This window comes from Aliishimia ponticola, from assembly GCF_004803475.1.
Lineage (GTDB): Bacteria > Pseudomonadota > Alphaproteobacteria > Rhodobacterales > Rhodobacteraceae > Aliishimia > Aliishimia ponticola.
In genome coordinates this window covers 508,368-533,555 of the sequence record NZ_SRKY01000002.1, presented here as the reverse complement: position 1 = coordinate 533,555, position 25,188 = coordinate 508,368, and the positions used below count along the sequence as shown (strand labels likewise).

The window sequence follows — 25,188 nt, the reverse complement described above, 5'->3', positions numbered from 1 at the left end:
GTTCCTACTCCTCCACTTGGCATGTCTCAGCCCAGATCAACATGATCCACGATGGCTGTTATCACTGCATCCACGGGCACCCCCGTGGTTCGGGCCGGCAATCGCGCCGCCGACCCTGTCACGATCAAAACCTGCGCGCCCACGCCTGCGCCGACCGTATCGGCCGCCACGACAGCGGGTTCCAACACCTTGCCCTTGCCATCCACCACGTCACACAGCAGCAGCGTCAGACCGACGAGCTGAGCATCCTTGGCGGTGGCGGTTACAGTGCCTGTCACGCGGGCGAGTTTCATCAGAGCGTCCGCAAGTAGCGGTCAAGCTCGACTTGCGTGACCTGCTGGCTGAAGAAATCAAGCTCCCGCTCTGCCTGTTGCAGGGTCAGTTCCCACTGCAACTCGCCCATGACGTCCTTGAGCCACTCGGACCCGCGCGCCAAGGTGATGGCTGTCTGCAAATCCGTCGGGATCGGCTCGCCAATCGGGTTCTCATATGCGTTGCCCATGGTCGGCTCTGTCGGGGTCATGCCCTGTTCGATCCCGTCCAGCCCCGCAGCGATATCGGCCGCCAGAAGCAGGTAGGGGTTCGCATCCGCGCCCGCATCGCGCTTTTCCACACGGCAGGCGGATTCCGAACCTTCGATCACCCGGATACCGACAGTGCGGTTGTCAAACCCCCAGGCGGTGCTGGTCGGGCAGAACGTATAGGGTGCGCGTCGCCGGAACCCATTGACGGTGCCTGAGCCTGTAATCGCGGCCTCGCTCATCCGTTTTTGCAAACCCGCGATGAACGCGCGCCCGGTCTCGTTCAGCGATCCCCCGTCCGAGAACGCGTTCTTGCCGTCTTTCCAGAAGGAATAGTGTACGTGAAAGCCGTTGCCTGACTGGTCATAGAAGGGTTTGGGCATGAAGGTCGCAAGATAGTCATGCGCGATGCCCAGTTGCCGGATCAGCGATTTGAACATCACCACCCGATCCGCCGACAAAAGCGCATTGTCATAGCGGATGTTCACCTCCACCTGACCGGCGGCGTATTCGGGGTTCGATTGCTCGATCGGGATGCCACATTCGTTGATCTGCTGGCGGATCGGGCCGACGATATGTTCCATCCGGGCGGCGCGCCCCAAGCCATAGACCTGAATGCCCTGATCGCGCGGCTGCCCTGTCTCGGGGTCCAGCAGATAGAATTCCAGCTCAGTGCCGACCTGGACGTCAAAGCCCATCGCCTCGGCCCGCTCCACCTGACGGATCAGCGCATTGCGCGGATCAATCGGGACCGGCTTGTGGTCCATCCCTTCGGCCCGGCCGAACGCAATCGCCACGCCCGGCTCCCACGGGATCGACACGGGCTTGGTGATCGGAAACAGGTGCATATCGGGATAGCCATTGTCGAAATTGACATAGGGCGTGTCCCAGACATCGCAGGTCATATCGATGGCAAACAGGGCAATCGACAGCGCGTTGCCGCTTTTGCAGATGTGATCCCAGTGGCTTGCGGGAATACGCTTGCCGCGCATGATCCCATTGGCATCGCCAAGCCCCAGAATGACCGTATGTGTGCCCTCCGGCAGGCTAAAGTCTTGGTCCGGCACGTCGTTCTCCCCGTGTTCACAATCCTTGTCAGCGGACTGTATTTTTGTATACAGTATTCAAAAACACACATCCCGCAAGGTTTATCTTTTCCATGATGCGCGCAAAAATCACTGTTGTCGGAGGCGGCATCGCTGGCAGCATGACCGCGTTGCACCTTCAGGAAAAGGGGGCGGACGTCACGCTGATCGACCGCTGGGAGCCAGGCCACGCCCGCGCCGCGTCAACCGATTACAATCGCGTCATTCGCGCAATTTCCGGGCGCGATGAGTTCTATACCCGTTGGGCCCGCGACAGCCGCGCCCGCTGGCTGGAATTGCAGGCAGAGACAGGCCAGAACCTGATGTATGAATGCGGCGCGCTGATCCTTGCGACAGAAGGCCATTGCGATTGGGAAGACGCTACATCGGACACGTTCGACCGTGTGGGCGTGCCCTATTACCGTTTTACCCCTGACGAGATTCGCGCCCGTTTCCCGCAGTTCAAAGTCGATGAAATCAGCTATGCCCTATTTGAACCAGAGGCCGGGCTGCTTATGGCGCATCGCTGCGTCATCGCCACAATGGACCTGTTCCGCAAACGTGGCGGCACGGTGAAACGCGGCACTGTCACCACCGATTCCCAGGAACGCCCGATGCTGGATGGCCGCCCGCTTGAGGCCGATGTGATCGTCATCGCCACCGGCGCATGGATGGCCGAGATGTTCCCACGCACGATCAAGCCGATCTCTGCCATCATGGGCATCAACGTGCTCTACACCTCGACGCCGGACGGCTCGGACCAGTTCGACATGGAAAACATGCCCTGCTGGATCGATCACGGCCAAGGCAGTTTCGGCATCCCTTCCTCGGAAGGAAGCGGCGTGAAAGCGGCGGTTGTGATCCCGAACACCCCCATCGACATTAATAATGACGAACGCCTGATCGAACGGCAGTCGCTGAACAAGACGCGCAGCTATATCCAGCACCGCTTGCCCGGCCTTGTCGGGGAACGTGTGGTCGATTCCAAGTTCAATCAGGTCATCCTGACCCCCGACACCCATTTCATCGTCGATTGGCACCCGGAGCATGAAAATGTCCTGTTCGCCGGGGGCTGTTCTGGCCATCTGTTCAAGCACGGCCCTGTCTTTGGCGATTTCGTCGCGGGCGTTGCGCTGCGCGATTATGGCACTGCCGATCGCTTCAAAGTCGCCGGGCGCCGTAAGCTGTCACCAAAGGAAAGCCCCTCGGGCCGTTGATTACTGCGCGGCGCGCGCCAGTTTATGAGGCCTAACAGAGGAGACAGCGATGCGTTTCACCCTTGCCGGCCTTGCACTATCTGCGTCCCCCGCCTTTGCCGATCTGGACGTGGCCTTTATCGAAGGCGCGCCGAAAGACCGCTTTGAACTCACTTTCAACAGCGCCTGCCCGCTGGGGTCGATGCCAGTCACGGTCGATCTGGCCGGATCGGCGGGCGCATTGATTTTCGACACCACCGGACAAGGCGCGGGCGTCGAGGTTTATCAGCCGTTCGAACTGGTCGAAGGCGCCGAACGGGTGGCAGAAAGCCCGCGCGTCAGCGATGGCGACCGCAAGATCACGCTGAACATCGCCTCTATCGCGCCGGGTCAGGTCATCGCTTTCACCATCGATGTGGATGACACGATTTCCAATCGCCAGATCACCGTCTCGGGAAGCGAGATTGCCGGGGCCCGTGTGATCGCGGACGGAAACTCAGCCGCGTTCGGCGCGGATGCTAGGGCGAAAGTCCAACTGCCTGACTGCATGGGCTGACGCAGCGCCGGGCAATCTGGTCATGACCTGCTGCCGCGCGTCGCGGCTAGCTTTTGACGCGCGCGGCATAAGCATCGCGAAAGAATGCCCCCGCGCGATCCGCGAACAGGTCCGCCTGAACGTCGCTGCGACTGAATTGCGCCAATGCCGCGTCAGTCTCTTCAGCGCTAAGCACCTCACCGCGACTGCGGGCCAGAAAATCGGCCACGTATTCGGCACTGTATTCGGGGTGGAATTGCACAGACATGGCGGGGAACTCATAGGCCAAGGCCGCAACAGGACAGTAGTCGGCGGACCCGATCACCTGCGCGCCGGGCGGCACCTGTGTCACCTGATCCTGATGCCAGACATGGCCTGTGACAAACAGCCCGTCGATCTCAAAATGGCGCACACCGACCTCCGCCGCGCCGAGATACTCGGCCTTGCCGCCATACACATCCGCCATGATCTGATGCCCGAAGCAAATCCCGAAGACAGGCCGACCCGCCCTGCGCACATCCTGCAAAAACTGCCGCAGCGGCGCCATCCAGGGCGCATCGTCATAGACACCCTTTTCTGAGCCACCCAGAAGATAGCCGTCAAACGCGTCTGCCACGGGCAAAGGCGCGCCTTCGCCGATGTTCAGAACGGTGATCTGTGCCTCCGGGACTGCGCGGCGCAGCCACACGGACAGAACCTCGCCAAAACGGGGCTGGCCGCTTTGGTATTCCTCAAGCCAGACGCAGACGTCGAGAACGGCCAGCCTCACCAGTCGTAGGCGCGGTCGATGCCCGCCATCTTCACGCCGGTAAAGGCCGAAGCCTCGAAGCTGAGCGCGCGCAGATCCTCGACCTCAAGATTATGCACGCTGGATTTGCCGCAGGCTTTCGCCAGTGCGGTGATTTCCATCGTCATGGCCGTAAGGAAACGAGCGACACGTTCTGCGCCAGCCTTGGGGTTCATGCGTTTTTCAAGCTCTGGGTCCTGGGTGGCGATACCGACGGGACACATCCCCGTATGGCAGTGGTGGCACGCACCGGGCGAGGTGCCGAGCTTGGCGTAATCCTCGGGGTAGCGCGGTGTGTTGCAGCCCATTGCGATCATGGCCGAGTTGCCGATCATAACCGCATCCGCGCCCAGCGCAATCGCCTTCGCCGCATCCACGCCCGACCGGATACCGCCCGCCGCGACAAGGCTGACCTTGCCCGTCATGCCGCAATCATCCAGCGCCTCACGCGCGGCGCGGATCGCGCTGATCGTCGGGATACCTGTGTGGTTCAGCAGCAATTCCGGCGACGCACCGGTGCCACCTTCGGCCCCGTCCACCACGATAATGTCCGCCCCCGCCTTGGCTGCGACGGCGACATCGAACCGTGGCCGTGTCGCGCCCATCTTGATGGAAATCGGCACCTTGTAATTCGTGGCAATCCGCAGCTCTTCGATCTTTACGGCCAGATCATCTGCGCCCAGAAAATCCGGGTGGCGGATCGTCGAGCGCTGGTCCACCCCTTCGGGCAGTGTCCGCATCTGCGACACGCGCGGAGAGACCTTCATCCCCAGCAACAAGCCCCCCGTACCGGGCTTTGCGCCTTGGCCGACGACGATCTCCAACCCGTCTGCGCGGCGCAAGTGATCAAGGTCGATCCCATAGCGCGCCGGGCTCATCTGATAGACCAACTTGTTGGAGGCTTCGCGCTCTTCCTCCAGCATCCCACCCTCGCCGGTGCAGGTCATGGTGCCCACTTTCGATGCACCATATCCCAGCGACGCCTTGGCCGATGCGGACAACGCGCCAAAGGACATGGACGCGATATAGATCGGGATTTTCAGCTCCAACGGATTTTCGACAATCCCGCGCCCGCCGCCCAGAACCGTGGTCGTGTCGCAGCTTTCGCGGTAGCCCTCCAGCGGCAACCGGGTCATGGTTGCAGGCACAAAGGTCAGATCATCGAAAGTCGGCAGACGCTTGTTGAACGTGTTGTACCCGCGCACCTGATAGCGGCCAAGCTGCGCCAGCGCGTGCACCTCGGAAATCGCTTCGGGCGTCCACCGCGCAGAGCCACCTTCGTCATACGAGGACGGCACCCCCGCAGGGCGACCTTCAATCGCGCCGGCATCACGAAAGCGGATTTCATCCTCATCCGGCAGATCGAACGGATACTCATAGGGTTGGTTGTCGGACATCTTGTTTCTCCCCGATTGGGTGACAGGGCGCGCGGCCCCGTTGGATAGGGTTCGGTTCACCCCACCGCTGTCAAATCATCAGCCAGGCGCTTGCATCGCGGCTTTCGAAATACCAAAGCCGCTGGCCCGAAATCATCTTGCGCCAATCGCGACTTGAATCGACAAGGCCAATCGGTTCGAGGATCTTGTCGACCTCTGCGACTTCTTCCGCCGTCGGCTCCACCACGTTCACATCGACGCCAAGGCTTTCCACCTCGCCGGCGACCCAAACCTCGCCTTGCCACAGCGCGTCGGCGCAGCTTTCGCCCGCCCCGCCCAGTGCGATGATCTTGCCAGCATGTGCCATGAAGCCCGACTGATAGCCGATCTTCCCCTCGACCACGATATTGCCACCCTTCATCGCCACGCCGCAACGCGGACCCGCATCGCCTTTGACATGGATCGTGCCGCCGATCATGGCCGCGCCGCAGGACATGCCCGCGCGCCCGCCAACGGTGATCATGCCTTTCGACATGCCCTCGCCCAGCGCCCAGCCGCAATTCCGCTCAATATCGATCGTGGCCCCAACATTCAGCCCGCCGCAGTAATAGCCGACCGATCCCTCGAACGAGACTTCGGCCCCGTCGGGCAGGCCAATACCCAGATTGTGCCGCGACAAGGTGTTGATGACACGGACCTTCTTGCCTTGGGCGCAGGCGTCCTGAATCTCTTCGTTGATTTCCTTGATATGCCGCTTGCCGACATCGACGATATGTTCGCTCATGCGGCCACCTTCTGGTTTCCGACGCCCCAGATGCCCGTCAGGCTCGGCCCGTCATAGTTGATCACGTCACACTCATCGGCAAAGACCCGGCGCACCGCCTGTTCTTCTGTCGCCATGGCCAATTCGCCATTCTGATCGATCACCACCAGCGGCTTCATCGCGAAACGATCCTTGGCAAAGCCGATCCCCTGCGGCGTCGCGATCATATAGGTAAAGACCCCATCAATCGACGTGATCGACTTCTTGAGCGCCTGCGCCATGGTCAGCCCCGCCTTCATCTGGTCCGAAACCCAGACCGCGATCAGCTCGCTGTCATTTTCGGTCAGGAAGCGGTAGCCCATCCGCTGCAAGCGGTCGCGCCATGTAAAGTAATCGGTGATCTGCCCGTTATGGACAATCGCCACATCCGAAAACGGCCGCGCCCAAAACGGGTGGGAGGCATTGGGCAGCACGCTCGATTCCGTGGCCAGACGCGCATGGCCCAACCCGTGCGTGCCGATCATCTCGCGCACCCCATGCTTTGCCGCGACCTCTTCGGCGCCGCCTGTGTCCTTGATGATCTCAAGGCTCCGCCCACAGGACTGAATTTCAATCTGCCCCGACAGATCATCCGCATCGCGCACCCACGCCGCCAGATCGGCGGGATCGGAAATTTCGATCCGGAAGCAATAATGCTTATGCGCATCCGTTACGATCCGGGGATCGGCGATCATGTCGGCCTTGTGTTCCTTCAGCACCGCGCGGAACGCCTCAAGATCGGCATCCATGCGCGATTTGTCGAACCCCATACCGCGCAGGACATACCCGGTGTCGCGCGGAATACCGTAAACGGCAAAGCCGGTACTATCCGCGCCCCGGTGTTCCTGAGCATCCATCAATTCCACGAGGTCGTTCCCGACCTTTCCCGGAGCGTTCAATATGCGACCAGCGATTCCACACATGGGACGACCTTCCTGTTTCCGCGTACTGTATACGGTATACGAAACTCTCCCCAAGACAAGCGACAAAGCGTATCTTGCCTCTGAATTCCAGTATCCCGTATACCGCGCCGAAAAGGGGGACCGGCCCATGCGCTTTCAATCGATCCAGCCTCAACGCCGCCGACTGGCGGATGAAGTCTATGAGCAACTCATCGCAGCGATCACCGCGGGCGATATCGGGCCGGAAGATCGGCTGGTACAGGAAAAGCTTGCCGCCGACATGCAAATCAGCCGGACACCGGTGCGCGAAGCGCTGATGCGGCTGGAGCAGGAAGGCGTGCTGGAGGTCTCCAAGCGTGGATCGTTCCGCCTGTACCGGATGGACGATCAGGAAGTGCGCGAACTCTATCAGTCGCGCGCGGCGGTCGAAGGGCAATGCGCCCGGATACTGGCCTCACGGCAAGACCCGGCGGATATCGAGGCGCTGCGCGAGATCGTCCGGCGCGAAGAGGCGCTGACCGAAAGCACCGCCCGCGCCTATTTCGAAGCGAACCGGAAAATTCACCGTGCCTTCGTGGAAGCCGCCGGGAATCGGTTCCTGCTTGAGATGTTCGACATGATCTGGGGCAAGGCCATGGCCTTCCATCTTTTTGCGACCATCGAGAAGATCGACCTGGCGCAATCGCTGGGCGCGCATATGGAATTGGTCGATGTCATCGCCAGCGGCGACAAGACGCAAGCGCTCGAAGTGTTCACGGACCACATCCACGACGGCTTCAACCTTCAGATCGAAGCGCTGCATTCCGAAGAATGACCCCGACCGGGTCCGCCCAAGTTAGAAATGGGCCTTCGGCTCATCCGGCTTGCCTGCGGCAAGGGCGAAAATCCCGCCCAAGACGCATAGGCCGATCGGGAACATCGTGAACGCGCTGAACCCATAGGCGAGATACATCAACGCCCCGGCGGCTATCAGCAGGATGCCGCCCCAAAGCGCGCGCACCTTCGCCATGCCGCCCCCGGCCAGTGCCAAAAGCGGTGCGATGAAGCTTGCCACGCGCACCAGTTGCACATTGTCGAATTGGCCGAACAGCTCGCCAACCTCCGCGTGGCGCTCTGCCACTTGTGTATACCCGTACCCGAAAAAGCCGATCACCATCGCGATCAGGCCCCCAATAATACCCATTGTCAGAGCGGCGTTCCGCATAGTCTGTCTCCATCCGATCCGGCCCGCGCCGGTCCGCCGTACCTAGTCAGACCACCCGCATCGCGCAAGCCAAAGCGGCCCGGCAGGCGGGTGTCGAAAAAGTTAATCGAACGAAGCACTCTGCAATTGAAGCGTTACGAAGCCGCCTTATGTTGAAGAGTAACGCAAGGTCAAGCGTCGGGTTTCGGGGCATTTTCTTGGGTGTTTCAGTGCCGCGTGATCCGTATCTGCGCTTGACCCGATCGGGATGACGACGGGGGTGTTATCATGAGTGATCCACGCGAGGTCCGGCGGGCATCGGCCCGCTTTTGCGACAAGAACGATGCTTTGGCCGTGTTCAGCCTTGGCGCGACCTTCCTGATCTACGTGCTTAGCCTTGGCACGGCGGCGTATCTTGGCGCGACCAGCCTATGGACGCTGCCGCTGATCGTGATCGCCGCAGGGGCCATGATCCGTCTGTACGTGCTGCAACATGATTTCGGGCACCTGTCCTTCTTTACATCGCCCCGCGCGAATGAATGGGCCGGACACGCGGTATCGGTGTTCACGCTCGCCCCGTTCCGGGCCATGCAGTACAACCACAATCTCCACCACGCAGGCGTCGGAAGCCTTGACCACCGCGAAACCGGTGAAGTCTACACCATGACGTTGGAGGAATGGCAAAACGCACCGGCTTGGAAGCGCGCGGCCTACCGGGCCTATCGCAATCCGGTGATCATGCTGGCCCTTGGTGCCTTCCTGATCTTCGTGTTCCGCTATCGCTGGCCCAAGAACGCCACACGCGCAGGCCGTGCGCAGATTATCCTGCACAATGCGGCGATGCTCGCTTTTGGCGCCGGGCTTGTCTGGCTCTTTGGATGGGCCGCGCTGTGGGTGCTGGCGGCGACCATTTTTCTTGCCGGGATCGTGGGCAGCTTCCTTGTCTATCTTCAGCACAATTTCGAGGACACCTATTGGGAACACCAAGGCAGCCGCAGCTTTGCACAGGCCGCGCTGATGGGGTCGTCCCAGCTTGATCTGGGGCACTGGTTCGACATCATCACCGCCAATATCAACTGGCATGACCTGCACCATATCAACCCGCAAATCCCATCCTACCGGCTGCGCAAATGTCATGCGGCGCTGCGCCGCGAAGGGGTGTTGGAGGCGCGCCTGATCGGCTGGCGCGACGCCATGGCGAGCCTGCGCCTGAAACTGTGGGACGAAGAGGCGAAACGCCTTGTGCCTTTCCCGCGCGAACGCGAAAGCAGCACGGCGCAGGATACGGCCACGGCCTGAGTTTTAGCCGGACGCCACGCGGCTTAGAAAGGCTGCCAGATGCCGGTTGAATTCGTCCGGCGCTTCCAGATTGCAGACGTGCCCTGCCTGCGCGATCACCTCGAAACGCATATCAGGCTGGGTTTGCGCGGCATGGATGCGGGCCGCGACGCCGCGGATATCGTCCGGCGGGGCCAAGCGGTCATGCGCGCCGGTCATCATCAACACCGGGCAAGAGATGCGCGAAAAATCGAACTGTTCGCGCGGTATGCAAAAGCAGCCAAGCGCCGCGCGATAGCCCTGCGCCGGGATTGCCGCCATAGAGCGATGCAGGGCAGCGCGCACCGCGTCGCTCGCGTATGGGCCCGCGATCACGTCGACCACGCCGGGCGCGAAATCCGCCGGGCTTTGGCCCGCATCCAACGGCACCAGCCGCGAGGCGAGGAACCCATCGCGGGTTTCAGGCGCGGCTTCGGACATGCCCGTGCAGCCGCCCGCAAGCACCAATCCGGCCAGAAGTTCGGGGTGCCGCATGGCAAAACTGGTGGCGATCCACGCCCCCATGGACAGTCCGACCAGCACCAGACGGCGCGCGCCGAAGCCGTGCAGTATCCCCAGAATGTCATCGCAAAGCGCGTCGATTTCCAATGTATCGGCGGGCTGATCGTTTTGCCGATACCCGCGCATATCCCAGGCCGCGCAGGGATAGGCGCTGCCCAAGGCTTCGATCTGCGCGCGCCAATTTTCCGCGCCGCCACCGATCCCATGCAGGAACAGGACCAGCGTGTCCCCTTCCGACTTGGCGCCCTGCAAACCGGACAGACCGGTTTCCCCCAAGGCCGCGCGCTGCACATCGCAGCCCCCCTGCCCGACCGCGACCGCAGGAGCGTCTTGCGGCAAGTCGCCTGCCAATGCCTCCAGCCCCGCTTCCAAAACGGGCCTCGTGGCCGCTGCGATATCTTCTGCGCGGGCAGGATCGCGGCTGACGATGCGCGCCGTCCAACGCACTGCGCAGCCGACCGGATCATCCGTCACCTCGACCCGCCCGATATAGCGCTGGCAGCCGTCGATCCCGTGCACCAATTCATATACCATGACCCGGTCCGACGCGCTGCGATAGGTCAGACGTTCGCCCATGCCGCTGCCATCTGTAAGGCGCATGATGCGGTGAACCGCGCCGTTTTGAATGTCTTCGCGCACCGTCGCCACCATGGGATGCCACGCCGCACAGAACCGGCCGACCACGTCCCACAGCTCGCCCGCCGGGCGTGCATAGACGCGCTGACAAGCCACGGTCGCTTCCGGCATTATTCAGGACGCCACATGGATACCCGGGCCGAGACCGTATCCGTGGGCGCGGCGTCGATCTCTTCCATGTCATATACGGTCATCATCGAAAGGTAATCTTCCATGATTTCCGTCGTATACGGCAGCATCAGCGCGCCGCAGCGGCTGTCCCGGTAAATCCGTTCCAGCGGCAACGTCTTGAGCATCGATTGACCACCGCATGTTCGGATGGCGAGAGCCGCGATCTCTTGCACGCCCTCCATCACCGCGTATTGCGCTGCATAAAGCCGCATCACCTCTGCCTTGGAGGGGAACGGCTTTGCCTCGAAAAAGGCCTGCGTCCAGAGGCTGCGCATTTCTGTCAAGCGCTGGTACATCCGCGCCACGGCGGCGCGCTTCGTGGGATACACACGCCGATCTACCGGCGGCATCCCCGGCAATGCACCGCGCAGATAGGACACGGTGAAATCATAGGCCGATTGCGCGACGCCCATATAGGCCGGGGTGAGCGTGGCCATCATTGACGGCCACTGCGACAGCGTTTTGCCAAAAACGCCCGCCGGCATCATCAAGTCATCTTCGGACACGAACACATCCTTTAGCACCAGATCGCGGCTCACTGTGCCGCGCATGCCAAGCGGATCCCATTCCCCTATGATCGAAAGACCGGGGCTGTCCTTGTGCACCGCGAAATCCATCGTGTCCTCGTGGCGCGGCGGAATGCCGTCGAAATGTTCGGTACAGACGATGGAATAATAGTCGCAATGCCCCGCAAGAGAGGCGAACTTCTTGAACCCGTTGATGACCCAGCCACCATCGACGCGGCGACAATTGGTTTTGATCGGCTCCGACGTCCAGTTGACCCCACCTTCTGAGATCGGCTGTGAGAAAATCGCACCCTCTTCCACCACCTTGGGAAACTGGCGCGCGCGCATCTGTGCAAAGGCATTGCGTTCTTCTGTCGTCAGGTTGGGCATCTCGAACATGAACCGAAGCCACATCATGGAAGACGTGTGCATGTTGAAGGTCAGCGCCGTCGCCCCGCAATATTTCCCGATCTCGGCCCCGATGGTGGCGTATTCGCCAAGCGAAAACTCCATCCCGCCGAACTCTTTGGGCACCATCAGCCGCAGGAAGCCATGCTCGGCCAATTCGGTGTAATTCTGTGTGGGAAAGGAGGCCGTCTGATCGACCGCAACCGCGCGCTCCGCGAAACCGGGGCCAAGCTGTGCCAGCGTGTCCAGCATCGCCAGATGCTCTGGCCGGAAACTGGCAGTGTCGTAATAGTCGCTGTAATGGCTCATGCCAAATCCCCTTGCAAAACGCCGTCCTTGACCACGACATCGCCATCCAGATGGATCGTGCAGCCGCGCATCGGCAGGTCGAAATGGCCCAATGTGAAGCGATCCGCGTATTGGTTCGACCCGGTGGACCACAGGAAGTTGCCCGCCCAGGCGCGGAACTCGGTCGCCTGCACGTCGCGCTTGTCATAAAGCGCCATCGATTCCCAGCGGGCCGCAGGGTTCATGCCCCAGCCCACATGGCTTAGCCCATACGCCACCGGGTCGTCCCACGCCGCCAGGTAGTCGCGGAACAGATCCGCATCGAGACTGTCCCCCGCGATCGAGGTGATGAAGTCGTTCTCGATCGTGAAGGTGATCGGATCGCGCAAATAGCTTTTGAATGTCAGGTTCATATCACCCGGTGCCATCACGATGCGGCCTTGCACCGTGTCCTTGCCCGGAAAGCACAGGCACAACCCGCCCGGCCAATGCGCAACCCCGCCCGGCGTGGTGGTAAAACCCGGCGTGCCACCGCAGGGCGCGTCGCGTATGTCGATGAACAGATCGGTCCCGGCCTTCGAGGTCACGCGCATTTCTGACGCCGCGCGCAGCATCTCGATCCCCATGGCGACCTTGGGGCCAAGCTCTGCTTGCGGCTCCGTCCGTTCAAGAATTTCCGGGTGTTCATTGCAAATCGTGAAAAGCCGCGCCCCCGCCTCTTCGATCTCTGGCCATTCTTCGGCGTGGATCAGCCCCTCGACCGTGACATCGACCACGACCTCCACCTGCTTGAGCGCTTCGACAACGTGGCGCATCCCCGCAATCGCGTTGGAGGCACCGGTGGATTTTACCGGCACCGGGGCGGTTTGCGCGGGGCTGGGCAGCACGATGGTGGAATAACGCGCACCCAGATCATACAGCGCCAGCCCGCATAGCTGCGCCATGACCGGGCGCGACTGACTCTCTGCGACGATGGCGACATCGGTGCCCGCGCCGATCCCGTTCAGCTTCAACGCGCGCCGGAACGCGGCGACCCATTTGCCCTCGGGTATCTCTTGCAACATACGGCCAATCCCCCTGCACGCGTCCCGCGATTTGCGTCACGCTGACGGATTTCCCACATTGTATCAAGCATTCCCCACCCTGCACGGCGCCGCGCCGCACGGGAATTGGCGCGATGAGGCGTATTCTTTCAACATTTATTCAGATTCGACTTGTATCGATCTTATCGACCGAAAGACCTCTGGGAGCCTGCTTCAAATGTGCCAGTCACGATCATCGACGTTACGGTTTGTCCTGCGCCTGTCTCCCCTGCCGGCGAAAGGTGCAGCAGCGTGAGCGCCCTTCAGCATATTCAGGCCAGCGATCTGGCAGATGACGGCGACGCGCCGCACGCGGTGACCGACTCCCATGCGACCCAAATCCTGACCGACCGGATCGAACAGCTTGAATTCGCGCTTGGGCACCTGTCGGAAACGTTTTCCGACAATGCGATGATGATCGCAGGCTTCGACACCCGCCTTGACGAAATCTCCCAGCAGATTGCCGCCGCTCTGCCCGCCGCCGAAGCGCCCCGCGAAGAGTCGGTGAAAGACACGCTCAAAGACGAGCTTGCCAGCCTACAGCGGGCTATGACCCAAGATCACAAGACGTTGCAGGAACAGATCGACCTGCTGTCGACCCGGCCCAGTCCCGGAAGCGAAACGGAAAGCCTGCGGCAGGCGGTGGAGCAGAACTCCGCCGAAATGCGCGCCTTGGCAGAGCAGTTCGCGCACCCGCCAGAAAGCGTTGCCACTGCGTCGGGCTGCCCGGAAAGCGAAGCTGCGATCGCGCGTTTCATCTTGGCGTTCCGCCATTTGTCCCGGCGTACAGAGGCATTGGATCAGACGATCAAAGCACATCTGGGCGTATTGGGCGGTGCCGATACCGCCCCCGCCGAAGACATGCCCGATACGCCCCCGCCCCCACTTGAACTGGAAGACGGGGCAGAGCCTGCAACCGCCTTTGACGGGCTTTATGACGCCCCGGCCCTGCCAAGCGCGGACGTCACCGCAGAGGGCGAGGATGCCCCCTCCCTCGCCGAGGCGTACTCGGAATACGAAAGTTTCAGCGCACTGCCGGGCACTGATCTTCCGCCCCAAGCCGATGTCATGGACGAAGCGCAGGACGCGGATGCAGGGCTGCTGGATCTGCCCGGCGCGGGGCCCGGCATGGTCTGGATGTTGCGGCAGGCTGGCATCACCTCGACGGCGGCGCTGGCGCATGCGAATGCCACCGACCTGGCGGCCGAACTCGGCATGTTCGGCCAATTGCTTGACCTGACCTATTGGATCGAAACCGCCAAAGCACAAATCTCAACCTGATCCGGCCACTCCATTTGCGGGTTGCGCCGCCGGGCAGTTTTCCCCACGCTCGCCTCATGCAAAGGGGGAAGGCCGCGCCACCTGATGGTGGCTGCCGGTGAAGGGAGGATGAACGATGCAGCAAGCCTTGGATTTCGTCGCCGAAAGCGATGCTCTCGCCGCGATACTCGAAGACGTGGCAGAGGCCGATTGGACCACCGCCACCCAGTTCAAGGGCTGGACGCTGAACGATGTCATCGTGCATCTGCATTTCTGGAACCTAGCCGCCGACAAGTCCCTGACCGATCCAGAGGGCTTCGCGGCGGACCTCGCGCGGCTCCTGCCCGCGATGCAGTCCGGTATGCGCCCGGTTGAGAACGCGGAAATCCCCCTGCGCGGCCCCGCCCTGTTCGAAGCGTGGCGCGCCCAGTACCGCGACATGGGCGACCGCTGGTCGCAGGTTGATCCCAAAACACGCCTGCGTTGGGCCGGGCCCGAGATGTCCGCGCGCTCGTCCATATCTGCCCGGCAGATGGAAACCTGGGCGCATGGGCAGGAGGTGTTCGATATTCTTGGCAAGACACGACACAACGCCGATCGCATTCAGAACATCGTTTACCTTGGGGTGAACGCCTTCGGCTGGTCACACAAAGTGCACGGCCTGCCGGTCCCGGACAACATGCCTTATCTGAAGCTCACCGCCCCCTCTGGCGCGGTTTGGGAATTCGGCACCCCCCAGGAAGATGAGCGGATCGAAGGCGCGGCGGAAGAATTCGCGCAAGTCGTCACGCAAGTCCGGAACATCGCGGACACCGACCTGCAAGTCACCGGCGAAGTCGCGGCAGGTTGGATGGCCCGGGCGCAGTGCTTTGCCGGCCCGCCAGAAACGCCGCCCGCCCCCGGAACACGCCATACCCGCGCGGCCCCGGCGTGACACATCGGTTCACAAACACCGGAAAATGTCGCATCGCCCCGAAAAACGGCACGGGAACCTTGCCAAGTGCGGGGTGGCGGACTTAATCCCAAGGACTAGACTATACAAAACGACGGGTCCGCAGACAGGACACGCACAGTGACGGGGCATTCAAAAGCGCCGCAGTGTCGCCAAGTCGTAGAAAAACAGGGTGGAGACAGCTTTGGACGGCGCAAATAATCTGTTGTTCATCATCGCGATAACGCCATTCATCGGGGCGTTGCTGCCGGGCATCATGATCCGCGCCGGGCGTGCCACATGCGCCACTTTCGCCGCCGCGCCAACGGTCCTTGCGCTTGCCATGCTCGCCGTCCTGACACCGGACGTGATGGCAGGCAACGTCATTCAGGCCGAGGTCAACTGGCTGCCGCAGCTTGGCCTGTCTGCCAGTTTCTTCCTTGATGGTCTTGGGCTTCTGTTCGCCGGAATGATCCTTGGCGTTGGTCTTCTGATCATCATCTACGCGCGCTACTACCTGTCGCCCGAAGACCCGATGGGGCAGTTCTATACCTATCTGCTGCTGTTCCAGGGGGCGATGCTGGGCATCGTGCTAAGCGACAACATCCTGCTTTTGCTGATTTTCTGGGAGCTGACCAGCCTGTCTTCCTTCCTGCTGATCGGGTTTTGGAAACACCTGCCCGAAGGACGCCAGGGTGCACGCATGGCGCTGGCGGTGACGGGGTCCGGCGGGCTTGCCATGATTGGCGGGATGCTGATCCTCGGCAATATCGTGGGCAGCTATAACCTGACCGACATCCTTGCCGCAGGCGACATCATCAAAGCATCGGAATGGTATCTGCCCGCCCTGATCCTGATCCTGCTGGGCGCGTTCACGAAATCCGCGCAATTCCCGTTCCATTTCTGGCTGCCGCACGCGATGGCCGCACCGACCCCGGTTTCGGCCTATCTGCACTCGGCCACGATGGTGAAAGCGGGCGTTTTCCTGATGGCGCGGATGTGGCCCGCTCTCGCCGGGACGCCGGAATGGTTCTACATCGTTGCGACGACTGGCCTGATCACGATGGTGATCGGCGCGCTGATCGCGCTGTTCAAGGACGACCTGAAGGCGCTTCTTGCGTTCTCTACCGTCAGCCACCTGGGCCTGCTCACCATGCTGTTGGGCTTCGGGACAAAGCTGGCGGCGGTCGTGGCTGTGTTCCACATCATCAACCACCTGACCTTCAAGGCCACGCTCTTCATGACGGCGGGCATCATCGACCACGAGACCCACACGCGCGATATCAAGGCGCTTGGCGGGTTGCGCAAGCTGATGCCGATTACCTTCGTGATCGGCACGGTCGCAGCGCTGTCGATGGCGGGTATTCCGCTGTTCAACGGGTTCTTGTCCAAGGAAATGATGCTGGAAGAGGCCTCGCATACGGTCTGGGCCGGTAGCCACCATGCGGTGCCGATCCTTGCGACGGTTGGGGCCTTGCTTTCTGTCGCCTATTCCTTCCGGTTCATCGTGCATGTCTTCTTCGGCCCGGTGCGGGACGATTATCCTTCGAAACCCCATGACCCGCCGGTGGGGATGTGGCTGTCGCCCGCGTTGCTGATGGTTCTGGTCGTTGTGATCGGCGTTCTGCCCGCAGCGATTGTCGGCCCGCTGGTCGCCGTGGCCGGAGAGGCCGTGATCGGTGGCGGCAAGATGCCCTATTATTCGCTGAAAATCTGGCATGGCATCACCCCGGCGCTTTATATGTCGATCATCGCGATTATCGGCGGCCTGCTCTTGCTGGCGATGCACAGGCCGCTGGACCGTTTGTGGAACGCCCTGCCCCGCCCAGAGGCCAAAGCGATGTTTGACGCGCTGGTCGCGGCGATGGCCAGCCTGTCGCGCACCATCACCGAAACGCTGCATACCGGCGCGATCTCGCGCTATCTGTCGATTTTCGTCGTTGCCACCGTGGCCCTTGGCCTGATCGCCGCCTCGGGCAGCTCCCTTCCGCCGGTTACGCGCGAAATGCTGCCCGTGCCCGGCGTCGTCCTGATTGGCTGGGTGGTGCTGATCACCGCCATCGGGTCGGTTTTCTTCATGCACCGCAGCCGGTTCCGCGCGCTGGTGATGATCGGCGTGATCGGCCTGATGATCTCGTCCGGCTTTGTCTACCTGTCGGCCCCGGACCTCGCGTTGACGCAAATCTCGGTTGAGACGGTGACGATCATGCTGCTGCTTCTGGCGTTGCACTTCCTGCCAAAGGACACCCCGATCGAAAGCAGCCGCGCCTTGCGCATTCGCGACGGCGTCATCGCCCTGATCGGCGGTGTCGGCGTGGCCGCGATGACCTATGCGTTCCTGCTGCGCGACGTCAGCACGATTTCCGACTACCATCTGGCCAATGCCAAGACCGGCGGGGGCGGCACCAATGTCGTCAATGTCATCCTTGTCGATTTCCGCGGCTATGACACCTATGGCGAAATCATCGTGCTGGGTGTGGCCGGCCTGATCATCTTTGCGGTGATGGAGGCATTGCTGAACGGTCCTGCCGCGCGGCGCCTGCGCAACATGGACTATTCGCAAGACCGTTCGCGCGACCGGCACCCGCTGATGATGGTGATCGCGACCCGGCTGCTGATGCCGATTGCGGTCCTTGTCGGGGCCTATATTTTCCTGCGCGGTCACAACCAGCCGGGTGGCGGTTTTGTTGCAGGGCTCATCATCTCCATCGCGCTGCTGATGCAATACATGGCGTCCGGCTTTGCCTGGGCGCAGGCGCGTCAGAAGATGGAATATCACGGCATGATCGGCTGGGGCGTGGTGATCGCGGGGCTTACGGGCACGGCGGCGTGGCTTTTTGGCGCGCCCTTCCTGACTTCCACTTTCGGGTATTTCCACTTCCCACCGATTGAGGAATTCGAACTCGCCTCGGCCATGGCCTTTGACCTTGGGGTGTTCCTTGCGGTTCTGGGCGCTGTGATGCTGATGCTGTACAGCCTGTCGCGGATCGCGCGTTTCGCGGGCGAGACCGTGAATGTCGAGCCGATGGATTACGACCCGACCAACCGCGTCGAACTGCTCAAGGAGGACGACTGACCATGGAGCTTCTGGTCGCCACAGCCGTCGGGGCCCTGACCGCAGGCGGGATCTATCTGACGCTGCGCAAACGCGCCTTTACCGTGATCATCGGGCTGGCGCTGCTGTCCTATGCGGTGAACGTGTTCCTGTTCGCCTCGGGCGGGCTGGCGGTCGATATGCCGCCGATCCTGTCCAAATATGGCGAGCAGGCCTATACCGACCCGCTGCCGCAGGCGCTGGTTCTGACCGCGATCGTGATCTCTTTCGGAATGACGGCGGTGCTGGTGATGGTGTCACTTGGCGCCTATTTCGAAACGCAATCAGACCGGGTCGACATGGATGAGGCCCCCGAAGACGTGGAAGAGAACACGCCCTGATGCACTGGATCATTGCCCCCGTCATTCTGCCGGCACTGCTGGCCCCGCTGATCGCCTATGTGATGCGCCACGATATCTCGCTGGCGCGTATTGCCTCGCTGTTCGGCAGCATTGGTCTGGTGGCGATTGCCATCGTGCAGACGCTGCTGGTCATGGATGGCGACATTCTTGTCTATCGTCTGGGCGATTGGCCCGCGCCCTATGGCATCGTTCTGGTGCTGGATCACCTGTCGGCCTTGCTGGTGCTGGTCACCAGCGTGCTGGGCCTGATCGTACTGACCCATGCGGTTGCAACCGGCTGGGACGCGAAGGGGCGGCATTTCCACGCGCTTTTCCAGTTCCAACTGATGGGTATTTGCGGCGCGTTCCTGACTGGCGACGTGTTCAACCTGTTCGTTTTCTTCGAGGTGCTGCTGATCGCGTCTTACGGATTGATGATCCATGGCGGCGGCAAACAGCGGACCCGCGCCGGGCTGCAATACATCATCATCAACCTCGCCGGATCGACGCTGTTCCTGTTTGGCCTTGGCGTGCTGTACGCCACGGTTGGAACGCTGAACATCGCGGATATCGCCCTGAAGATGCAGGCGCTGCCCGCCGATGAAGCGGCTTTGGCGCGCGTTGCGGCCATGCTGCTGATGATGGTCTTCGCTGTGAAAGCCGCGCTGTTCCCCGTACAATTCTGGCTGCCGGGCACCTATGCGAACGCCCCCGCCCCGGTCGCGGCCCTTTTCGCCATCATGACGAAAGTGGGGGCCTATGCCATCCTGCGCGTCTACACGATCGCATTCGGCCCCGGCATCGCCGCGACCGAGGATATCGGCCCCGACTGGCTGTTCCCGGCAGCACTGGTGACTGTAGCCCTTGGCGCGTTCGGCGTGCTTGGCGCGCGGCGCTTGATGCCGCTGATCGCCTATTCCGTGATCGGGTCGATGGGCACGCTGATGCTGGCCATTGCTGCCTTCACGCCGGAGGCGACGACCGCCGCGCTGTACTACCTTGTCCACTCCACCTTTGCTGCGGCCGCGCTGTTCCTGATCGCCGACCTTGTCGTATCGCGGCGCAAGGATGACCTGCTGTCCCCCATGTTGCCGACGGTCCAGAACGGCCTGTTTGCCGCGCTGTTCTTCGGGGCCGCGATCGCGATGGCGGGGATGCCGCCCCTGTCGGGTTTTCTGGGCAAGTTGCTGGTGCTGGATGCGCTGCGCGCACCGGGCCAGATGGCATGGGCCTGGGCGGCGATCCTGCTTGGCTCGCTCATCACCATTGTCGGCTTTGCCCGTGCAGGCAGCATGGTGTTCTGGCGCTCCACCGGGCAGGACATGCAAGACCCGGACCTGATGACCGACCAGGAAGAGATGCTCGTCACGGCGCCAAGTGCCCGGCCTTGGGAAATCGCGCCTTCCATGGCGCTGTTGGGCCTGCTTGCCGGACTTGCCATCATCGCCGGTCCGCTGACAAACTACCTTGAGAAAACCTCCGCCCAGCTGTTCGACCGCGAAAGCTATATCTCGACGGTTCTGGATCCGACCGGCACCAAGATCATCAAGAAGGAGCATTGACCATGCGCCTGCTCCCCCACCCGCTGCTCAGCCTTGCCCTTGCCATGGTCTGGCTGGCGCTCGTGAATACGGTGACGCTGGGCAATGTGATCCTTGGCCTGCTCTTCGGTTGGGCGATCCCGCTTTTGACCGCGGCCTATTGGCCAGACCGACCGAGCTTGCGCAAACCATGGCTGTTCATCGGATATTTTCTGCTGGTCCTTTGGGATATCGTCGTTGCCAATGTGCAGGTGGCGCTGATCATCCTGTTCAAGCGTCGCGACAATATCCGCTCTGAGTGGGTGCGGGTGCCGCTTGATCTTACCTCGCCCGAGGCCATCACGATGCTGGCCGGGACCATCACCATGACGCCGGGCACGGTCTCTGCCACGCTATCGGCCGATGCTGGCTGTATCCTTGTCCACTGCCTTCATACCGACGATCCGGACGAGGTCCGCGATACCATCAAATCCCGCTATGAACGCCGCCTGCTGGAGATGTTCTGATGATTGAAACCGCCCTTGCCTTTGCCCTTGGCTGCTTCAGCCTCGGCACCTTGCTGAACTTCTGGCGCATGACGCTTGGCCCGACATCCGCCGACCGTATCCTTGCGCTGGATACGATGGTGATCAACGCGCTGGCCTTGTTGATCCTTTACGGGGTCTATCAGGGAACGCCCGTCTATTTCGAAGCCGCCGTGCTGATCGCGATGGTCGGGTTCGTCTCAACCGTCGCCTATTGCCGCTTTGAACTGCGCGGCGATATCATCGAGTGAGGGATCATGCCGGACATCATTGAAATCGTCATCTCTGCCCTTCTGGTCATTGCGGGCCTGTTCGGTCTGATCGGTTCCTATGGCATGATCAAGCTGCGCGACACGATGCAACGGCTCCATGCGCCGACCAAGGCCACGACCATCGGGATCGGCAGCGTTCTGATCGCGTCGCTTCTGCACAATTATGCCGTGCAGGGGCATCTGTCGTTCCACGAATTGCTGATCACGCTCTTCTTGTTCCTGACCGCGCCGATCACCGCCAACTTCATCGCCAAGACCTATATGGCCAAACATGTCGCCGAGGATGAAGTCCCCGATTCCGGCCGTGACTATGGCTGGACGGTCTATGACGACCCGCCGATGTCCGCGCCCGATCCGGTGACGGACCCCAAGGAGTGATCCCGCGCATGTGCCCCGCTTTGCGCGCCGGCACAGCTCACGCTTTTGCCAACGCAGCGCCTGAGACAGAACGCTGACCCGACCGGAGAGACTTCCCATGCGTTTCGTTCCCCTGATCCTGTGCGCCGTCTTGGCCTTTGCCAGCCTGATCGGGCTGTTCTATTCCGGCTGGTCGCTGCTGCCGCTGGCGCTTTTCGGCTGGCTCACCGGGCTGGGCATCTATGACGTCTTTCAGAAAAGCCACGCGATTTTGCGCAACTATCCCGTGCTGGGTCATATGCGCTTTCTTTTCGAAGGCATCCGCCCCGAAATCCGCCAATACCTGATCGAGAGCGACGCGGATGAGGAACCCTTCTCGCGCGAGCAACGCTCGTTGGTCTATCAACGCGCCAAGGGGGTTGAGGATAAACGCCCCTTCGGCACGCGCCGCCGTGTGTATGATGCTGGCTATGAATGGATGACCCATTCGGCCATGCCCACCACGATCGAAGACAACAATTTCCGCGTTCTCATTGGCGGCCCGAATTGCAAGCACCCCTATGACGCGTCGATCCTGAACATTTCGGCCATGAGCTTTGGATCGCTGTCGGGCAATGCGATCCTCGCGCTGAACAAAGGCGCGAAAAGCGGCGGCTTTGCCCATGACACGGGCGAAGGGGGCATCTCGCGCTATCACCGCGAAGGCGGCGCGGATTTGATCTGGGAAATCGGGTCGGGTTATTTCGGCTGCCGCACACCGGAGGGCCGGTTCGACCCGGAAAAGTTCCGCGAAACCGCCGCCGATCCGCAAGTGAAGATGATTGAACTCAAACTCAGCCAAGGGGCCAAGCCCGGCCATGGCGGTGTGCTTCCAGCGGCCAAAATCACGCCGGAAATCGCCGAGGCGCGCGGCATCCCGATGGGCGAGGACTGCGTGTCCCCCTCGGCGCATCCCGAATTTTCGACACCAATCGAAATGATGGAATTCATTGGCCGCCTGCGCGAGCTGTCGGACGGCAAGCCCGTCGGGTTCAAGCTGTGCATCGGCCACCGGCGCGAATTCATGTGCATCGTGCGGGCAATGCTGAAAACCGGCATCGTCCCGGATTTCATCGTGGTTGACGGCAAGGAAGGCGGCACCGGGGCCGCGCCGCAGGAATTCGCCGATCACCTCGGTATGCCCTTGGTCGAAGGGCTGACCTTCGTCCACAATACGCTGCGCGGCGTCGGGCTGCGCGATCAGGTCAAGCTGGGCGCATCGGGCAAGCTCGTCTCCTCCTTCGCGATTGTGAAAATCTTTGCGCTGGGGGCCGATTGGGCCAATTGCGCGCGCGGCTTCATGTTCTCGGTCGGTTGCATTCAGGGGCAAGCCTGTCACACCAATCATTGTCCGGTCGGCGTTGCGACCCAGGACCCAAAGCGCGCCCGCGCCGTCGTTGTCGAAGACAAGGCCCCCCGCGTCGCCCGCTTTCACGCCAACACCCTGCACGCGATTGCCGAGATGACCGCCGCCGCAGGTCTGATGCACCCGCGGCAATTCCTGCCGCATCACCTGCTGATGCGTGAAAGCGACCGCGATATGAAGACCGGCGAAGATGTCTATCCCTATCAGCCAGAGGGTTTCTTGCTGCAAGACGACGACGTCGCGGATGAATTTGGCTACCGGATGCGGTGGAACCGATCGCGCGCCGAAAGCTTCGTGCCTTTCGATCCGCTCTTTCCCTGATCCGCGCGTCCTAAACGGGGCCGTACAGAAATAGCTTGCCGGGGCAGCGCGTCCCGGCGCAGAGTGGTCCTGTCGCCTCCCGTTTCCAGTGTGCCGAAATATCTTGTGCCCGGGCGATATTTTCTAAGCACACTTTTTCGGGGGGACAGGGTCGTGGCAACAAAAGTGGCCGTCTTGGGTGGCGGTATTGGCGGGCTTACCGCAGGGCACGAGCTTGCGTCGCGCGGCTTTGATGTCGAAATCTTCGATGCCAAGAAAATTCCGGGCGGCAAGGCGCGTTCCATCCCGGTGCCGGACTCCGGCACGCAGGGGCGACGCGATCTGCCGGGCGAACATGGCTTTCGCTTCTTCCCGGCGTTCTACGTTCATCTGCCCGATAGCATGTCCCGCATCCCCTTCGGCCCCCATGGCGCGACCTGCGCAGACAATCTGATCGGCGTGGAAGCCATTGAAATCGCACGCTATGATGCGCCGCCGATTGATCTTTTGGCCCGCGTTCCCCGGTCGATCCTCGATCTGAAAATCCTGATCAAGGAGATCTACAGTCACTTTCTGCCGCTGCCGATGTCGGACCTTGAATTCTTTGCCGAACGGCTGTGGCAGGTCATGACCTCTTGCGAAGAACGCCGCTATGCAGAGCTGGAGCCGCAATCTTGGTGGGATTTCGTGGACGCGGAAAACCGCAGCCCGGAGTATCAGAAGTTTCTGGCCGAAGGACTGTCCCGGTCCTTGGTTGCTGCACGCGCGCAAGAGGGCAGCGCCCGGACTGTGGGCCAGATTCAGGTCCGGCTCGCCGATGGTATGATCCGCGGCGGCAAAGGCACCGACCGCGTGCTGAACGCCCCCACGACTGACGCACTGATCCACCCCTGGATCGCTGAAATCACCCGGCTTGGCGGCACCTATCACAGCCAAAGCGTGATCACTGCCATCACGATGGAAGGCGACCGCGTCAAATCCGTCACCGTGCAAACGCCGCAAGGCAGCAGCGCGATCGAGGCCGATTACTTTGTCTGCGCCATTCCGATCGAACATCTGGACCCGTTAATCGACACCGGTCTGCTCAGCGCCGCGCCCGAACTTCAGGGCGTCAAGGATCTGGCCCAGAACGTGCGCTGGATGAACGGCATTCAGTTCTTCCTGACCGAGGACGTGAAAATCGTCGATGGACACACGCTCTACGTGGACAGCCCTTGGGCGATCACGTCGATTTCCGAGGCGCAGCTGTGGAAGCATCTCGACCTGTCCCAATATGGCGACGGCAAGGTGCGCGGTATCCTGTCCGTGGATATTTCCGACTGGAACACCCCCGGCACCTTCGATCCCAAGAAGAAGGCCAAGGACCTGGACCTGCAACAGATTGCCGATGAGGTCTGGCAGGAACTCAAGCGCAGCCAGAACGTGGACGGAAAAGAGATACTGCGTGACGACATGATCCACAGTTGGTTCATCGATACCGATATCGAGATGTCACACAGCGCCCGCCCGCACCCCGTCGCCAATCTGGAGCCGCTCTTCATCAATACGCCGGGATCGTGGAAACAGCGGCCCAAGGCGCTGACCTCCATCGCGAATTTCTCGCTCGCTTCCGATTACGTCCAGACGCAAACCGATCTGGCCTGTATGGAAGCGGCGAACGAGGCGGCGCGCGTCGCAGTGAACGGTATTCTCGATGCGACGGGCTGGACCGGCCAGAAATGCCGCTTGTGGTCCATGCCGATGCCCGATGCGCTGCGGCTGTGGCGCGAGCATGACAAGCATCGTTTCGAACAGGGCAAGCCGTGGGACGGTCGCCTTATCTTCTGATTTCATTCGAGGAATTCCA

At 61.5% G+C, this 25,188-nt stretch carries 24 protein-coding genes; 14 read left to right on the top strand and 10 right to left on the bottom strand.

Going from position 1 to position 25,188, the window contains the following annotated elements:
* Positions 1-26: 26 nt before the first annotated feature.
* Both E4Z66_RS08925 and E4Z66_RS08920 read right to left on the bottom strand, forming a co-directional pair.
* On the bottom strand, positions 27-293 hold the full coding sequence (locus E4Z66_RS08925) for a EutN/CcmL family microcompartment protein (protein ID WP_136462650.1): 267 nt from the start codon (positions 291-293) through the stop codon (positions 27-29).
* A complete protein-coding gene (locus E4Z66_RS08920) occupies positions 293-1,588 on the bottom strand; it encodes a glutamine synthetase family protein (protein WP_211097129.1) in 1,296 nt (431 codons plus the stop codon). The genes E4Z66_RS08925 and E4Z66_RS08920 overlap by 1 nt, the downstream gene beginning before the upstream one ends.
* 92 nt (positions 1,589-1,680) lie before the next feature.
* Here E4Z66_RS08920 and E4Z66_RS08915 point away from each other — a divergent pair, with 92 nt between their 5' ends.
* Positions 1,681-2,823, top strand: a complete 1,143-nt coding sequence (locus E4Z66_RS08915) for an FAD-dependent oxidoreductase (RefSeq protein ID WP_136462649.1) — start codon at positions 1,681-1,683, stop codon at positions 2,821-2,823.
* 49 nt (positions 2,824-2,872) lie between these two features.
* Positions 2,873-3,358 (top strand): aggregation factor core, encoded by a 486-nt coding sequence (locus E4Z66_RS08910; protein WP_136462648.1) that lies wholly within the window; start codon positions 2,873-2,875, stop codon positions 3,356-3,358.
* A gap of 46 nt (positions 3,359-3,404) precedes the next feature.
* On the opposite strand, the gene E4Z66_RS08905 is transcribed toward E4Z66_RS08910, so the two are convergent.
* From E4Z66_RS08905 to E4Z66_RS08890, 4 genes are all read right to left on the bottom strand, one after another.
* Positions 3,405-4,106, bottom strand: coding sequence for a type 1 glutamine amidotransferase (locus E4Z66_RS08905; RefSeq protein ID WP_136462647.1), 702 nt, complete (start codon positions 4,104-4,106; stop codon positions 3,405-3,407).
* Complete coding sequence (locus E4Z66_RS08900) at positions 4,103-5,521, bottom strand: FMN-binding glutamate synthase family protein (protein WP_136462646.1); 1,419 nt, start codon at positions 5,519-5,521, stop codon at positions 4,103-4,105. Before E4Z66_RS08900 ends, E4Z66_RS08905 begins: the two co-directional genes overlap by 4 nt.
* A 70-nt stretch (positions 5,522-5,591) precedes the next feature.
* Positions 5,592-6,284, bottom strand: a complete 693-nt coding sequence (locus E4Z66_RS08895; RefSeq protein WP_136462645.1) for a GltB/FmdC/FwdC-like GXGXG domain-containing protein — start codon at positions 6,282-6,284, stop codon at positions 5,592-5,594.
* Positions 6,281-7,225, bottom strand: coding sequence for a class II glutamine amidotransferase domain-containing protein (locus tag E4Z66_RS08890; RefSeq protein ID WP_168797761.1), 945 nt, complete (start codon positions 7,223-7,225; stop codon positions 6,281-6,283). The genes E4Z66_RS08895 and E4Z66_RS08890 overlap by 4 nt, the downstream gene beginning before the upstream one ends.
* A 127-nt stretch (positions 7,226-7,352) precedes the next feature.
* Here E4Z66_RS08890 and E4Z66_RS08885 point away from each other — a divergent pair, with 127 nt between their 5' ends.
* Entirely contained in the window at positions 7,353-8,018 is a 666-nt protein-coding gene (locus E4Z66_RS08885) for a GntR family transcriptional regulator (RefSeq protein WP_168797760.1), read from the top strand.
* 21 nt (positions 8,019-8,039) lie between these two features.
* On the opposite strand, the gene E4Z66_RS08880 is transcribed toward E4Z66_RS08885, so the two are convergent.
* Positions 8,040-8,408, bottom strand: a complete 369-nt coding sequence (locus E4Z66_RS08880; protein WP_136462642.1) for a hypothetical protein — start codon at positions 8,406-8,408, stop codon at positions 8,040-8,042.
* A gap of 267 nt (positions 8,409-8,675) precedes the next feature.
* Here E4Z66_RS08880 and E4Z66_RS08875 point away from each other — a divergent pair, with 267 nt between their 5' ends.
* Positions 8,676-9,686, top strand: coding sequence for a fatty acid desaturase (locus tag E4Z66_RS08875; RefSeq protein ID WP_136462641.1), 1,011 nt, complete (start codon positions 8,676-8,678; stop codon positions 9,684-9,686).
* A 3-nt stretch (positions 9,687-9,689) separates the two neighbouring features.
* Here the strand turns inward: E4Z66_RS08875 and E4Z66_RS08870 are convergent, their stop codons facing one another.
* From E4Z66_RS08870 to E4Z66_RS08860, 3 genes are read right to left on the bottom strand one after another with little or no spacing between them, the layout of a single operon-like run.
* A complete protein-coding gene (locus E4Z66_RS08870) occupies positions 9,690-10,973 on the bottom strand; it encodes an alpha/beta fold hydrolase (RefSeq protein WP_136462640.1) in 1,284 nt (427 codons plus the stop codon).
* A complete protein-coding gene (locus E4Z66_RS08865) occupies positions 10,973-12,256 on the bottom strand; it encodes an acyl-CoA dehydrogenase family protein (protein WP_136462639.1) in 1,284 nt (427 codons plus the stop codon). The genes E4Z66_RS08870 and E4Z66_RS08865 overlap by 1 nt, the downstream gene beginning before the upstream one ends.
* Entirely contained in the window at positions 12,253-13,299 is a 1,047-nt protein-coding gene (locus E4Z66_RS08860; RefSeq protein WP_136462638.1) for a 2,5-dihydroxypyridine 5,6-dioxygenase NicX family protein, read from the bottom strand. The genes E4Z66_RS08865 and E4Z66_RS08860 overlap by 4 nt, the downstream gene beginning before the upstream one ends.
* Before the next feature lie 270 nt (positions 13,300-13,569).
* Here E4Z66_RS08860 and E4Z66_RS08855 point away from each other — a divergent pair, with 270 nt between their 5' ends.
* From E4Z66_RS08855 to E4Z66_RS08810, 10 genes are all read left to right on the top strand, one after another.
* Positions 13,570-14,598, top strand: a complete 1,029-nt coding sequence (locus E4Z66_RS08855; protein WP_136462637.1) for a hypothetical protein — start codon at positions 13,570-13,572, stop codon at positions 14,596-14,598.
* A gap of 115 nt (positions 14,599-14,713) precedes the next feature.
* Positions 14,714-15,511 carry a TIGR03084 family metal-binding protein gene (locus tag E4Z66_RS08850; RefSeq protein ID WP_136462636.1) on the top strand — a complete coding sequence of 266 codons (798 nt, stop codon included), beginning with the start codon at positions 14,714-14,716 and terminating at the stop codon, positions 15,509-15,511.
* 202 nt (positions 15,512-15,713) lie between these two features.
* Complete coding sequence (locus E4Z66_RS08845) at positions 15,714-18,584, top strand: monovalent cation/H+ antiporter subunit A (protein ID WP_136462635.1); 2,871 nt, start codon at positions 15,714-15,716, stop codon at positions 18,582-18,584.
* A 2-nt stretch (positions 18,585-18,586) separates the two neighbouring features.
* The gene (locus tag E4Z66_RS08840; protein ID WP_136462634.1) at positions 18,587-18,943 is read left to right on the top strand and encodes a Na+/H+ antiporter subunit C; all 357 of its coding nucleotides are present in this window, start codon (positions 18,587-18,589) and stop codon (positions 18,941-18,943) included.
* Positions 18,940-20,505 (top strand): monovalent cation/H+ antiporter subunit D, encoded by a 1,566-nt coding sequence (locus E4Z66_RS08835; protein ID WP_136462633.1) that lies wholly within the window; start codon positions 18,940-18,942, stop codon positions 20,503-20,505. The genes E4Z66_RS08840 and E4Z66_RS08835 overlap by 4 nt, the downstream gene beginning before the upstream one ends.
* Positions 20,502-20,990, top strand: a complete 489-nt coding sequence (locus tag E4Z66_RS08830; protein ID WP_136462632.1) for a Na+/H+ antiporter subunit E — start codon at positions 20,502-20,504, stop codon at positions 20,988-20,990. The genes E4Z66_RS08835 and E4Z66_RS08830 overlap by 4 nt, the downstream gene beginning before the upstream one ends.
* Positions 20,990-21,259 carry a K+/H+ antiporter subunit F gene (locus tag E4Z66_RS08825; RefSeq protein WP_136462631.1) on the top strand — a complete coding sequence of 90 codons (270 nt, stop codon included), beginning with the start codon at positions 20,990-20,992 and terminating at the stop codon, positions 21,257-21,259. The genes E4Z66_RS08830 and E4Z66_RS08825 overlap by 1 nt, the downstream gene beginning before the upstream one ends.
* Positions 21,260-21,265: 6 nt before the next feature.
* Entirely contained in the window at positions 21,266-21,658 is a 393-nt protein-coding gene (locus tag E4Z66_RS08820; protein WP_136462630.1) for a Na+/H+ antiporter subunit G, read from the top strand.
* A 97-nt stretch (positions 21,659-21,755) separates the two neighbouring features.
* A complete protein-coding gene (locus E4Z66_RS08815; RefSeq protein ID WP_136462629.1) occupies positions 21,756-23,363 on the top strand; it encodes an FMN-binding glutamate synthase family protein in 1,608 nt (535 codons plus the stop codon).
* Between the two features lie 153 nt (positions 23,364-23,516).
* On the top strand, positions 23,517-25,169 hold the full coding sequence (locus E4Z66_RS08810; RefSeq protein ID WP_136462628.1) for a hydroxysqualene dehydroxylase: 1,653 nt from the start codon (positions 23,517-23,519) through the stop codon (positions 25,167-25,169).
* Positions 25,170-25,188: the final 19 nt, after the last annotated feature.

What these genes read in the sequence shown, in the direction of transcription:
- E4Z66_RS08880 (WP_136462642.1), bottom strand. Translation starts at nt 8,408, where the DNA reads ATGCGGAACGCCGCTCTGACAATGGGTATTATTGGGGGCCTGATCGCG.
- E4Z66_RS08890 (WP_168797761.1), bottom strand. Translation starts at nt 7,225, where the DNA reads ATGTGTGGAATCGCTGGTCGCATATTGAACGCTCCGGGAAAGGTCGGG.
- E4Z66_RS08865 (WP_136462639.1), bottom strand. Translation starts at nt 12,256, where the DNA reads ATGAGCCATTACAGCGACTATTACGACACTGCCAGTTTCCGGCCAGAG.
- E4Z66_RS08840 (WP_136462634.1), top strand. Translation starts at nt 18,587, where the DNA reads ATGGAGCTTCTGGTCGCCACAGCCGTCGGGGCCCTGACCGCAGGCGGG.
- E4Z66_RS08895 (WP_136462645.1), bottom strand. Translation starts at nt 6,284, where the DNA reads ATGAGCGAACATATCGTCGATGTCGGCAAGCGGCATATCAAGGAAATC.
- E4Z66_RS08875 (WP_136462641.1), top strand. Translation starts at nt 8,676, where the DNA reads ATGAGTGATCCACGCGAGGTCCGGCGGGCATCGGCCCGCTTTTGCGAC.
- E4Z66_RS08825 (WP_136462631.1), top strand. Translation starts at nt 20,990, where the DNA reads ATGATTGAAACCGCCCTTGCCTTTGCCCTTGGCTGCTTCAGCCTCGGC.
- E4Z66_RS08910 (WP_136462648.1), top strand. Translation starts at nt 2,873, where the DNA reads ATGCGTTTCACCCTTGCCGGCCTTGCACTATCTGCGTCCCCCGCCTTT.
- E4Z66_RS08870 (WP_136462640.1), bottom strand. Translation starts at nt 10,973, where the DNA reads ATGCCGGAAGCGACCGTGGCTTGTCAGCGCGTCTATGCACGCCCGGCG.
- E4Z66_RS08860 (WP_136462638.1), bottom strand. Translation starts at nt 13,299, where the DNA reads ATGTTGCAAGAGATACCCGAGGGCAAATGGGTCGCCGCGTTCCGGCGC.
- E4Z66_RS08915 (WP_136462649.1), top strand. Translation starts at nt 1,681, where the DNA reads ATGATGCGCGCAAAAATCACTGTTGTCGGAGGCGGCATCGCTGGCAGC.
- E4Z66_RS08900 (WP_136462646.1), bottom strand. Translation starts at nt 5,521, where the DNA reads ATGTCCGACAACCAACCCTATGAGTATCCGTTCGATCTGCCGGATGAG.
- E4Z66_RS08925 (WP_136462650.1), bottom strand. Translation starts at nt 293, where the DNA reads ATGAAACTCGCCCGCGTGACAGGCACTGTAACCGCCACCGCCAAGGAT.
- E4Z66_RS08850 (WP_136462636.1), top strand. Translation starts at nt 14,714, where the DNA reads ATGCAGCAAGCCTTGGATTTCGTCGCCGAAAGCGATGCTCTCGCCGCG.
- E4Z66_RS08820 (WP_136462630.1), top strand. Translation starts at nt 21,266, where the DNA reads ATGCCGGACATCATTGAAATCGTCATCTCTGCCCTTCTGGTCATTGCG.
- E4Z66_RS08885 (WP_168797760.1), top strand. Translation starts at nt 7,353, where the DNA reads ATGCGCTTTCAATCGATCCAGCCTCAACGCCGCCGACTGGCGGATGAA.
- E4Z66_RS08815 (WP_136462629.1), top strand. Translation starts at nt 21,756, where the DNA reads ATGCGTTTCGTTCCCCTGATCCTGTGCGCCGTCTTGGCCTTTGCCAGC.